Below are 11,886 nucleotides of genomic sequence, written 5' to 3' on the forward strand. Positions count from 1 at the left end.
CTCAGTGGGTCCGCAGGTCCATCGCGATGTCGAGGATCGGCGAGGAGTGGGTGAGGCCGCCGACGGACAGGTAGTCGACCCCGGTGGCCGCGTAGTCCGCCGCCGTCTCCAGGGTCAGGCCGCCGGTCGCCTCCAGCTCGGCCCGGCCGCCGACCGCCGCCACGACCTCCCGCAGCAGGTCCGGCGCCATGTTGTCGAGCAGCAGGAACGTGGCGCCGGCGGTGACCGCCTCCACCGCTTCGCCGACCGTGGTCACCTCGACCTGGACCGGGACGTCGGGGAACGCCTCACGGACCCTGGCGTACGCCGCGGAGATGCCGCCCGCCGCCAGCTTGTGGTTGTCCTTGATCATGGCGACGTCGTAGAGGCCCATGCGCTTGTTGGTGCCGCCGCCGGCGCGGACCGCGTACTTCTCCAGGATGCGCAGGCCGGGCGTGGTCTTGCGGGTGTCGAGGACCAGGGCCTTGGTGCCGGCGAGGAGGTCGGCCCACCGGCGGGTGTGGGTGGCGACGCCCGACATGCGGCACAGCAGGTTGAGGGCGGAGCGCTCGGCGGTCAGCAGGTCGCGGGTCGGTCCGGTGACGGTCGCGAGCACCGTGCCGCGCACGACGGACGAGCCGTCGACGGCGTGGATCGCCACCTCGACGGACGGGGACACGGCCTCGAACACGGCGGCCGCGACGGCCAGGCCGGCGACCACGCCGTCGGCGCGGGCGACGAGCTCGGCGGAGTCCGTCTGGATGGCCGGGATGGTCGCCACGCTGGTCACGTCGAGGCGGTCGGGGCCGAGGTCCTCGGTCAGGGTCCGCTCGACGATCTCGCCGACGCCGACCGGGTCGAGCCCGACCTTCCGCAACAGCGCTTCGGTCTCCGGGGTCACGCGTCCTCCCACATCTCGGTCAGGGCACCGGCGGCGGCCACGAGGGGCGTCACGCGTCCTCCCACGTCTCGGTCAGGGCGCCGGTGTCGGACAGGCCGGCGAGGAAGTGGCCGCGGAACACGTCGCTGGCGTCGGGGAAGTCCTCGCGCCAGTGGCAGCCGCGGGTCTCCTGCCGCTGGTCGGCGGCGCCGACGAGGGCGGCCGCGACGGTGAGCAGGTTGGTGGCCTCCCAGCCGGCGAGGCCGGGCGCGGCGCGGTCCAGGGCCAGCTTGGCGATCGCCTGCGCCGCCTGGTCGAGCGACTCGGCGCTGCGCAGCACCGAGGCGTGCGCCGACATGGCCGCCTGCAGCGGGCCGCGCAGCCCGGGGTCGGCGGTCCACGCCGGCAGGTCGCCGGCCACGGGGTCGGTCTGCGCGGGCAGGTCGCGGGCGATGTCCTCGGCGATCCGGCGGGAGAAGACCAGCCCCTCCAGCAGCGAGTTGGAGGCCAGCCGGTTGGCGCCGTGCACACCGGTACAGGCGACCTCACCGCACGCGTAGAGGCCCGGGATCGACGTGCGGCCGTGCAGGTCGGTGCGGACGCCGCCGGAGGCGTAGTGCGCGGCCGGGGACACCGGGATGAGGTCCGCGGCGGGGTCGACGCCGGCCGCCCGGCAGGACGCCACGATCGTCGGGAACCGGCCCTCGAGGAAGTCCCGGCCGAGGTGGCGGGCGTCGAGCCAGACGTTGTTCGTGCCTTCGGCGCGCATGACCCGGTAGATGCCCTTGGCCACGACGTCGCGCGGGGCGAGCTCCGCGAGCTCGTGGCGGCCGACCATGAAGCGGTTGCCGTCGCCGTCGCGCAGGTACGCACCCTCGCCGCGCAGCGCCTCGCTGACCAGCGGCTGCTGGGAGTCGCGGTTGTTGAGCGCGAGCGCGGTCGGGTGGAACTGGACGAACTCGATGTCGGTGACGGCGGCCCCGGCGCGCAGGGCGAGCGCGACCCCGTCGCCGGTGGAGACGATCGGGTTGGTCGTGGCGGAGTAGATCTGGCCCATGCCGCCGGTGGCGAGCACGACGGCCCGGGCGAGGACCGCGCCGACGCCGTCCTCCGCGCCTTCGCCGAGGACGTGCAGGGTGACCCCGCAGGCCCGGCCGGCGGCGTCGGTGAGCAGGTCGAGGACGAGGGCGTGCTCGATGAGGCGGATCCACGGGTCGCGGTGGACGGCGGCGTGCAGGGCCCGCTGCACCTCCGCGCCGGTCGCGTCGCCGCCCGCGTGGATGATCCGGTTGGCGTGGTGGCCGCCCTCGCGGGTCAGCATGAGGGAGCCGTCGTTGTTGCGGTCGAACTCGGCACCCCAGCGGATCAGCTCACGGACGCGGGTCGGCCCCTCCCGGACCAGCACGTCGACGGCGGCGGTGTCGCACAGCCCGACGCCGGCGACGAGGGTGTCCTGGGCGTGCGCCTCGGGCGTGTCGAGCGGGTCGAGGACCGCGGCGATGCCGCCCTGGGCCCAGCGGGTCGAGCCGTCATCGATGTTGACCTTCGTGACGACGGTGACGTGCAGGCCGGCCTCGCGCAGGTGCAGGGCGGCGGTTAGCCCGGCGACGCCGGAGCCGATCACGACGACGTCGGTCGGCTCGGCCCACCCCGGCTGGGGCCCGGCGAGTCGGCGCGGTAGTACGGGCAGCTCCATCACTCCAGTCAAACATCACAACCAGGCATTCCGCGCCGTGCCGAGAATCACGCGAACGGCAAAGGGCCCGTGCCCAGTTTCTGGATGGTTCCCTTCAGCGGGCGCGCGCTCATCAGGTAACACGCGAAGGTCTGGTCGCTGCCGAGCCAGGCGGAGCCGGTCTTGGGCCCGACGGCGGCGGCGGACAGGTCGGCCCGGTCAGCGGTCTCCGCCAGGCCGAGGTACCGCAGCCCGACGCTCGTGCAGCCCTTCGCCGACGCGTTGCGCACCGCGGTCTCGTCGAACGGCGCGTCCATCGGGGCGATCGAGTAGCTGCCGGAGTACTCGCCGTCGTGCGGGCCGGCGCAGCCGACGTACTTCAGCGCGGAGATGCACTCGATCGGCAGGCTCGGCCCGGCCTTGGCCAGGCTCCCCTCGCGGGTCGCGAACTCGTCGCCGGCCGGGCCGGTCACGGGGGCGACCGCGCAGCCGAAGAAGCCGTCCTTGGCCGGCGTGATCCACGAGGCGAGGATCTGGACCTTCGACTCGTGCCAGTTGCCGCCGAGGAACGCGGTGCCCTGCACGACGCAGGCGCGGCGGGCCTGGGCGTACAGGAGGTTCTGGGCGATCGCGACGTCCTGGCCCTTGGCCTTGTCGAGGCGGTGCAGCAGGTCCTCGGTGGCCTGGCCGACGTGGAACACCTCGGCGGTGTGGGCGGCGGCGCAGTCGACGGGGCCGCCGGCCCACGGGAAGGCGGCCTTCGCGCCGGCCGCGTCGACCGACCAGCAGGAGCCGGCCTGCGGCGCGGCGGCGGGTGGGTTCTTGGGGATCTTCCGGTCGCCGTCGCGCAGCAGCCAGTAGGCGCCGCCCCCGGCGAGCGCGAGCACGACGACGATGAAGATGACCCGCCTCATGAGGAAGCAGTGTGCCATTACCGGCCGGTAACGTCACGACCCGTCTTGGACCGGGACGTCACCGGCTCGCTCCTAGACCGGGCGGTTGCCGTTCGCCAGCAGGGAGCGGCTGACCGAGAGGTTGCCATCCAGCATCAGGTAGCAGCGGGCGGTGCGGTCGCCGTAGCCCCACCGGGTCGGCGTCGCGGTCGACCAGGCGAACGAGATCTGCTTGTTGAGGTCGTACTCGGCGTCGGTGAGCCCCAGGTAGCGCGCCACGATCGTCTTGCAGCCGGGCTGCAGCAGCGAACGGCGGGCCGCGGCGTCGCTCGGATACGGCCGCGCGTCCGGCGCGTAGAAGGTGCCCGTGTACTCACCGTTGTGCAGCGTGTCGCACTGGACCGGGATGAAGTCCTCGATGCCACCCTTGCTGTCGGTCGCGACCTTGACGCAGCGGAGCAGGGCCGGCTTGGAGCCCCGCAGGGTGTCCTTGAGGCTCGTCGTGCGCGGCGCGATCGTGTACGTGTCGTCGGAGACCTCGATCAGGTCGCACCGGTAGTGGCGCGCCTGACCGGTCCACTGCTTCGACGACGGCGGCAGCACCCGCAGCATCAGCCGGCCGTCGTGCCAGTCGGCGCCGAGGAAGTTGATGGCCTCGGCCTGGCAGGCGGTGAACGCGTCGATCAGGTCGGCGTCGGCCGGCACCGTCGACTTCTGCGCGATGGCGCCGGTGAACTCGCTGACCTTGAACGTCTCGCTGGCGTGCGACGCGGTGCACTCGACCTCGACCAGGTCGGGTCCGACGGCGAGCTTGTCGGCGTCACCCGAGAAGGTCCAGCACTCACCGGCGGAGGGCTTGGGCACGCTCGGCGCCGCGAGGGCGGTCCAGCCGTTGACGAGGTCGCCGTCCGTGCCCGCCGGATTGCCGCAGCCCGCGGCGAACAGCACCAGCGCCGCTGACAGCCCGGCGGTCCACCGCTTCATCGGCAGAACTCCCTCACCTCGTAGCACGGGCCCCACAGTCTCGCAGAGGGGATCAAATCTTGCTCTGACCGAGGCCCTTGAGGGAGCGGATCGTGCTCTTGGTGCCGTAGAGCATCGCGTAGCACCGGGCGGTGCGGTTGCCGCGCAGCCAGTTCTCCTCGTCGACCATCCAGAAGCCGATGCCGACCTCCTGGTGGTTGTCCAGCATCTGCTGCGTCATGCCGAGGAACTTGGCGCCGAGCGCCTCGCAGCCGGTCCGCATCGCGGCGCGCCGCTCGTCGGCGTTCTTCGGGAAGGCCCGCTCGCCGGCCAGGTACGTGCCGACGTACTCCATGTTGTGCGTCTGCGTGCACGCCCTCGGCTCGTAGTCGTCCCAGGTCTTGCCGTCGGCCTCGTAGATCTCCTGGGCGCAGGTCAGCGCGATCGGCTTGTCGCCGGTGAGGTTGCCCTTGAGGCTGCTCGTGCGGCTGATCGGCTTGCCGGCGTCGCTCTGCACCTCGGCGAGGTCACAGCGGAAGTAGCGCCCGCCGCCGCTCCACTGCGTCGTCGACGGGGGCAGCACGATCAGCTCGAGGCGGGCGTCGTGGTAGTCGCCACCGAGGAAGGTCTGCGCCTCGGTGTTGCACTTCGCCCAGGCGTCCTTGAGGTCCGCGCCCTTCGGCGGCGACGACGCGCTGGCGGCGGTGCCGCTGAGCTCGCCGACGAAGAACGTCTCGCTGATGTGCGCGGTCGTGCACGAGGCCACGGCCGTGAAGGAGAAGACCGTGAGGGTGTCCGTCTCGAAGTACGGCACGGTGGTGTCGTAGCACGCGCCGACCGGCGGCGAGGGAACCTTGGGTGCGGCGAGCATGGCCCATTCGTCGACGAGGTTCTTGTCGACACCCGCGGGCGTCGAGCAGCCCGCCAGCATCACGACGGCGGCGACCGGTGCCACCGCCATGGCGAGCCGTCGAAAACGCACCATGATTCCAACCCCTCCCCCGGCGCACACAGCGCGGGTGCAGTGTGCCAATGATCAATGTGGTTGGCAACCCGGCCCAACTGCCAGATCTAGGACAGCATCTACGCGATTGTGATCGGTAGACCCTTTGTACCCGCGCCCCGCAACGACGTCGTCACCGGCTTCGGCGGCCACACGAAACAGCGCACCCCGCGGTTGCCGAGCTCCCAGGCCGTCTTGTCATAGGGCCACATTACGAGACCGGTGCGGGAGCGGAAGTTCACGTCGTCCGGCACGCCGGTGAAGCCCGCCACAACGGGGCGGCAGCCGGCAAGGTTGGCGTTGCTGCGGGTCTCGCTGTCGGCCGGGTATTCACCGTCCGGGGGCTCGTAGAGGCCGGCGAACTCGCCCTCGTGCGGGGTCGTGCACGAGGCGGGAAAGATCCGGTCGATGTCGCCGGCGGCGCCGCCCGCCTTGGTGGTGACCTTCACACACCCGATGCGCAGCTCCCCGCCGTCGGGGCGCAGCGTGCCGCGCAGCGACGCGGTGCGGGTCGCGACGCTGAAGCGGTCGATGTCCTGGAGCGCCTGCAGGTCGCAGCGGAACCAGCGCGCCCCGGCGTCCCACAGCGACGGCTTCGGCACGTCCACGCTCAGCGACACCCGGCCGGTGCGCCAGTCCGCGCCCAGGAGTGTCTTCGCGTCGTCGGCGCAGCGTCGGTACGCGTCACGCATGGCCGGGCTCCCGACGTTCGGCGGGGTGGCCCGCTCGGCGTCCGCACCGGCGAACCGGCCCACCGTGATCAGCTCGACCTCGTGCGGCTCGGTGCAGCCGACCGGCGCCGGCCAGCTCGTGACGTCGGCGCTCGCGGTGCCCGCCGGCAGCGCGTAACACGCCGGCGCGGTGGGCTGCTGCAGCACGGCGGCCGGCAGCATCGGCCAGCCGTTGACCAGGTCCTTGTCGGTGCCGGCCGGGGTCGGTCGCGCGCAGGCACTCAGCAGTGTCGCCACCGCCACGACCAGCACGACCGCGCGCCGCACCGCCACCTCCCCAGGTGCTTACGCCCGGAGAAGGTCTCCCCTCACAGGCTCGCCCACCATACCCGGTATGGCGTCCGCGGGATCGTGACCGAGTTCGATGATTCCGTTGGTGGCGTCGACGTGGACGATCCGCGGTTGGTACGTCCTGGCGGTGGCGTCGTCGAGCTGCGCGTAGGAGATCAGGATGACGAGGTCACCCGGGTGGACCAGGTGCGCAGCGGCGCCGTTGATCCCGATGACGCCGCTGCCGCGGGGCCCGGCGATCACGTAGGTCTCCAGCCGCGCCCCGTTGGTGACGTCCACGATCGCGACCTGTTCGCCGGCGAGCAGGTCCGCGGCGTCCATCAGATCCTCGTCGACCGTTACCGAACCGACATAGTGCAGATCGGCCTGTGTCACCGTCGCCCGGTGGATCTTGGACTTGAGCATCGTACGGATCACGGCATCTCCACTGCTTTGTCGCCTCTGGTACGGATCACGGCAGGTCCACCGCGATGTTGTCGATCAGGCGGGTGCCGCCGACCCAGGCCGCGGTCAGCAGCCGGCCGGCGCCGTGCGCGGGTGCCGGGCCCAGCATCGGGTCGGTCAGGACGAAGTAGTCGAGCTTGACCTCGGGCTCCGTCGCGAACTCGGCGATCCCCACGGCGACGGGGTCCTCGCTGCGCGCCGCCTTCGTGAGCGCCCTGGACAGCACCAGCGCCGCCTGCCGCTCCGCCGGGGCGAGGTAGCGGTTGCGGCTGGACAGCGCGAGACCGTCGGGCTCCCGCACCGTCGGCACACCCCGCACCACGATCGGCAGGTCGAAGTCGCGGACCATCGCCCGGATCATGCCGAGCTGCTGGTAGTCCTTCTCCCCGAAGTACGCGACGTCGGGGCGGGTCAGCTGGAACAGCTTGTTGACCACCGTCAGCACGCCGTGGAAGAACCCCGGCCGGCTGGCGCCCTCGAGCTCGTTGCCGGCGGGCCCGGGGTCGACCCGGACCGCGGGCTCACCCTGCGGGTACATGATCTCCGGCGTCGGCGTGAACGCGATGTCCACACCGGCCCGCTCCGCGATCGCCAGATCGGCCTCCACGGTGCGCGGGTAGCGCTCGAAGTCCTCACCCGGCGCGAACTGCAGCGGATTGACGAAGATCGTGAGCAGGACCGTGTCCGCTTCGGCGCGTGCGGCACGCAGGAGCTCGGCGTGCCCCTCGTGCAGCGCACCCATGGTCATGACGACAGCGACGGCGCCGCGCGCTCCCGCCCGCGCGACGGCGAGCTGCTCGCGGGTCTCGGCGACGATCATGGCTTACCTCCGGTGCCCTTGGCCTTCCGGCGGCCGCCGCGCTGCGCGGCGATCACCGGCACCTGCTTCTGCGCTGAGCCCTCCTTCTGTCCGGAGTCGCCGCCCTTATGCCCGGAGCCGCTGAGCACGTCGAGCAGCGGCTCGGCGTCCATCGGGCGGAGCCGGCCGGCGGCGATGACCCGGTCGGCGGTGCGCCGGGCGAGCGCCAGGTAGGGCGGCACCGACTCCGGGGCGACCGCGTCGAGCGCCCTGAGGTGCTTGGCGACCGTGCCGGCGTCGCCGCGGGACACCGGGCCGGTGATGGCGGCGTCGCCGAGGCGCAGCGAGTTGTCCAGCGCGGCGCCGAGCAGCGGGGCGAGGACCTGCTCCGGGTGCTGGACGCCGGCGTCGCGCAGCCGGTCGAGTGCCTCGTTGACGAGGGTGGCGAGGTGGTTGGCACCGTGGGCCAGGGCAGCGTGGTACAGCGACCGCCGCTCCTCCTCGATCCACTCGACCTGACCGCCGAGGTCGGCGACCAGGGAGGCGGCGAGGTCACGCAGGTCGTCGGGGGCGGTGACGCCGAACGAGACGCCGGCGGCGAGCCGGCTCAGGTCGACGGCGGTGCCGGTGAACGTCATCGCCGGGTGCAGCGCCAAGGGGCGCGCGCCGGCTGCCGTGACAGGCGCGAGGACGTCGAGGCCGTGGGCGCCGGAGGTGTGCGCGACGATCTGCCCCGCGCGCAGCGCGCCGGTCTCGACCAGCCCGCGCACCAGGCCGGCGAGCACGTCGTCGGGGACCGCCAGCAGCACGAGGTCCGCGGAGGCGGCGACCTGGTCGGCGGGGAGGAGCGCGACGCCCGGGAGCAGCTGCTCCGCGCGGGCCTTGGAGGCGGTCGAGACACCGACCGCGGCGACCACCTGGTGGCCGGCGTTCACGAACGCGGCGCCGAGCACCGCGCCGACCCGCCCGGCACCGATGATGCCGATGCTCCGGCCGCTCGTCCGGCCGCTCTTCTGGCTGCTCTTTTGGCTGTTCAGAGCACTGTTCATCGCGGTGGATCCAGTCCTCGAAAGTGGGGTACCGGTCGACCACGAGTATGCGTCGTGCGGGGCAAAGCGGACAGGACGTGTGGGATTGTCAACACGAGGTTTCAGACCCTTTACCGGCCTCGCGAGCAGCCGATAAAGGGTCCGAACGACGTCGTCAGAGGCGGTGGTGCAGGTAGTCCTTGATCAGGGCCTTGGCCTCGCCGAGCACCGCGCGGTCGCCGTCCGGCGAGCGCCGGAACGCCATCTTGATCAGGGCGTCGGCGGCCTCGACCGCGATCGCCAGCACGAACTGGAGCCGCTCGGCGTCCACGATGCCGAACCGGCCGATGAGCAGCGCCGCGAGCTGCGACACGATGACGTCGTTGTTGTCCCGCTCGTCGTCGAGCAGGTGGATGTCCACGACGTCACCGAAGTGCAGCGTCCGGAAGCCCGGCACCGTGCGGTGCATGTCGATGTACTCGTCGATGGCCGCGTCGACCGCGTCCCACCAGTGCGAGATGTCCTCGTCGGCCAGCCGGGCGCCGAGGCGCTCCAGGTAGCCCTCCAAGCTGCGCAGCGTGAGCGCCTGCACGATCGCGCGCTTGTCCGGGAAGAACTGGTAGACCGAGCCGATCGCCACCCCCGCCCGCTCCGCGAGCAGCGTCGTGGTCAACCCGTCGTAGCCAACCTCGTCGACGAGCTCGGCGCACGCGTCGAGCATCCGCCCGACCCTCGCCACGCTGCGCCCCTGCACCGGAACCCGGCGCAGCGGCTTCGTCCCGGCACTGGCCACTGTCTGCGTCGCCACCCGGCAGTCCCCCCTCAAGCTCGTCCCTCTGAAACCTACTCACGTCAACGAGCGGGCGGGATCGGCGGATAGCCCATTTCACTCTTGTGGTTCAACGGGTCATTGACGGCGGGCATACGTGAAGGGTACTCAGGTTTCGTGACTTCTCCGTGGGCCAACTGGGCCGGCAACCAGACCGCGCGGGCGACGCGTGTCGCACACCCGTCGACCACCGCTGAGCTGGCCGTTGTGCTCCGCGCCGCGGCGGACGAGGGGCTCCGGGTCAAGGCCGTCGGCTCCGGGCACTCCTTCACACCCACCGCTCTGACGGACGGCGTGCGGATCGAGCTCGACCAGATGGCGTCACTCGTCCGGGTCGAGGGCAACCTCGTCACCGTCCAGGCCGGCATGAAACTCGCGACCCTCAACGCCACGCTCGCCGCGCACGGCCTGGCCATGCCCAACCTCGGCGACATCGACGCGCAGACCATCTCGGGGGCGCTGTCCACCGGTACACACGGGACAGGCGCCGCATATGGGTGCCTTTCGACATTCATCGAGGCCCTCGAGCTGGTCACCGCCGACGGTGCGGTCGTGCGCTGCTCGGCGTCCACCCAACCGGACCTGTTCGCCGCCGCCCGGGTCAACATCGGCGCCCTGGGCGTGCTCACCGAGGTGACCCTGCGCTGCGTGCCGGCCTTCATCCTGCAGGCCGACGAGCGCCCGGCGCCGCTGTCCGACGTGTGGTCGGGCCTGGAGACCCACATCGCCTCGAACGACCACTTCGAGTTCTACTGGTTCCCCTACACCGACCGGGTCCAGATGAAGCGCAACAACATCGTGCCCGCCTCCGACCACCCCCTCGCGGGCTGGCGCCGCTGGCTCGACGACGACTTCCTGTCCAACACCGTCTTCGGCGGCGCGTGCCGGCTCGGCCGGGCCCTGCCCTCGACCGTCCCCACGATCAGCCGCGTGTCGGCCCGGGCACTGTCCGCGCGCACGTACACCGCCGCCTCGCACGAGGTCTTCTGCACCCCCCGCCGGGTCCGCTTCGTCGAGATGGAGTACGGCCTGCCCCGCGCCGCCCTCCGCGAAGCCTTCGACGGCCTCCGCTCGGTGATCGCCGGCCTGCCGTACAAGATCCAGTTCCCGGTCGAGGTCCGCTTCACCGCCGCCGACGACATCTGGCTCTCCCACGGCCACGGCCGCGACAACGCCTACATCGCCATCCACCAGTACGTCGGCGCCCCGTTCGAGGAGTACTTCCGCCGCTTCGAGGCCGTCACCACCCCCCTCGGCGGCCGCCCACACTGGGGAAAGATGAACTTCCGCGACGCGGAGTCACTGGCCGCGGCCTACCCACGCTTCACCGACTTCACCGCACTGCGCGACAAACTCGACCCGGGCCGCCTGTTCGCCAACACCTACACGGACCGCGTCCTCGGCGCCTGACCCCCTTTCCACCCGGCGCCTGACCCCCTTTCCACCCGGCGCCTGACCCGCCGTTTCACCACCCCTGCACGGATCGCGCGTCACCGCATCCGCACCGCCACCGGAACTGCCGTCCACAGGCGCCGATCCACTGATCCACTGCACGGATCGCGTCACCCACACCGCCACCGGACCTGCCGTCCACGGGCGCCGATCCCCTGCACGGATCGCGTCACCGCACCTGCACCGCCACCGGACCCGCAGGACCCGCGGCGCACGGGCGCGATTCGGTGGCCGCGCCCTCGGCACCTGCCCCTTCACCGCGATCGACGCCCAGCCGACCGTTCGACCAACGCCTGCACGACCCGCGCCACCGCGCCCACCTGCGGCGATCCGCGCGCCCTCGCAGACCCCGACGCGATCCGAAAGGCGGGCCGCCGGACTCCGCCGGACACGCGGCTGCCGTCACCGCGACGCGGCAGGCACACCGCAGTGCGGCAGGCACACCGCAGTGCAGCAGGCACACCGCAGTGCAGCAGGCACACCGCAGTGAGCAAGACGCCGGGCGGCCGAGGTCAGCGCGCAGGTCGTCGAGCGCGGCTCGCTGGACACGCGGCTGTCATTCGGCGACGCGGCAGGCACACCACGGTAAGCGCTACGCCCCGCTCACCTGGCACACTGCTGCCGGACCGACGAGATCTGCGGAGCCCGCGGGACCCCGACGCAATGCGATGCGGTGCAGTGCGCACCCCCGCCGCCTGGCGCATCGCCCGACCTGGCGCATCGCCCGACCTGGCGTGTCACCCCGACCGGCACCCGACTGGCCGTTTGGCCAATGCCTGCACAGGTCGCGGCTCGACGCCTGAGAACGCCTCGCCCCGCCGACGCCTGGCCGGTCACATCGACGGTAACACCGCCGGTCTAATCGGCCTCCGGGCTCGGCACCGGCTGTAACCGAGCGAGTGCCTTGTCGCGTCGTGAC

The 11,886-nt window shown here is 72.0% G+C and carries 10 protein-coding genes and 1 pseudogene; 1 reads left to right on the forward strand and 10 read right to left on the reverse strand.

Going from position 1 to position 11,886, the window contains the following annotated elements; all coding sequences use genetic code 11:
* Position 1 precedes the first annotated feature (1 nt).
* The 10 genes and pseudogenes from nadC to ABZ321_RS04845 form a co-directional block, all read right to left on the reverse strand.
* Positions 2–880 (reverse strand): carboxylating nicotinate-nucleotide diphosphorylase, encoded by an 879-nt coding sequence (gene nadC / locus ABZ321_RS04800; RefSeq protein ID WP_354889410.1) that lies wholly within the window; start codon positions 878–880, stop codon positions 2–4.
* A gap of 49 nt (positions 881–929) precedes the next feature.
* Positions 930–2,555 (reverse strand): L-aspartate oxidase, encoded by a 1,626-nt coding sequence (locus ABZ321_RS04805; protein WP_344509111.1) that lies wholly within the window; start codon positions 2,553–2,555, stop codon positions 930–932.
* A 47-nt stretch (positions 2,556–2,602) separates the two neighbouring features.
* Positions 2,603–3,448, reverse strand: coding sequence for a septum formation family protein (locus ABZ321_RS04810; protein ID WP_344509109.1), 846 nt, complete (start codon positions 3,446–3,448; stop codon positions 2,603–2,605).
* Positions 3,449–3,520: 72 nt separating this feature from the next.
* Entirely contained in the window at positions 3,521–4,411 is an 891-nt protein-coding gene (locus tag ABZ321_RS04815) for a septum formation family protein (protein WP_344509107.1), read from the reverse strand.
* Positions 4,412–4,463: 52 nt separating this feature from the next.
* Positions 4,464–5,375: a septum formation family protein gene (locus ABZ321_RS04820; RefSeq protein WP_344509105.1), complete on the reverse strand. Its 912-nt coding sequence runs from the start codon at positions 5,373–5,375 to the stop codon at positions 4,464–4,466.
* Between the two features lie 98 nt (positions 5,376–5,473).
* The gene (locus ABZ321_RS04825; protein WP_354889413.1) at positions 5,474–6,391 is read right to left on the reverse strand and encodes a septum formation family protein; all 918 of its coding nucleotides are present in this window, start codon (positions 6,389–6,391) and stop codon (positions 5,474–5,476) included.
* A gap of 18 nt (positions 6,392–6,409) precedes the next feature.
* On the reverse strand, positions 6,410–6,832 hold the full coding sequence (panD, locus tag ABZ321_RS04830; RefSeq protein WP_344509101.1) for an aspartate 1-decarboxylase: 423 nt from the start codon (positions 6,830–6,832) through the stop codon (positions 6,410–6,412).
* 34 nt (positions 6,833–6,866) lie between these two features.
* Positions 6,867–7,679 (reverse strand): pantoate--beta-alanine ligase, encoded by an 813-nt coding sequence (gene panC, locus ABZ321_RS04835; RefSeq protein ID WP_344509099.1) that lies wholly within the window; start codon positions 7,677–7,679, stop codon positions 6,867–6,869.
* A 116-nt stretch (positions 7,680–7,795) separates the two neighbouring features.
* Positions 7,796–8,707: pseudogene (locus ABZ321_RS04840) on the reverse strand (DUF2520 domain-containing protein); the annotation flags it as partial.
* A 154-nt stretch (positions 8,708–8,861) separates the two neighbouring features.
* Complete coding sequence (locus ABZ321_RS04845; RefSeq protein ID WP_344509097.1) at positions 8,862–9,407, reverse strand: TetR/AcrR family transcriptional regulator; 546 nt, start codon at positions 9,405–9,407, stop codon at positions 8,862–8,864.
* A gap of 225 nt (positions 9,408–9,632) precedes the next feature.
* Between ABZ321_RS04845 and ABZ321_RS04850 the strand changes: the two genes are divergently transcribed.
* Positions 9,633–10,925, forward strand: coding sequence for a D-arabinono-1,4-lactone oxidase (locus tag ABZ321_RS04850; protein ID WP_344509096.1), 1,293 nt, complete (start codon positions 9,633–9,635; stop codon positions 10,923–10,925).
* The last annotated feature ends 961 nt before the right edge of the window (positions 10,926–11,886 follow it).

Origin of the sequence: Dactylosporangium sp. NPDC006015, assembly GCF_040614215.1 — a bacterium.
GTDB classification, from domain to species: domain Bacteria; phylum Actinomycetota; class Actinomycetes; order Mycobacteriales; family Micromonosporaceae; genus Dactylosporangium; species Dactylosporangium maewongense.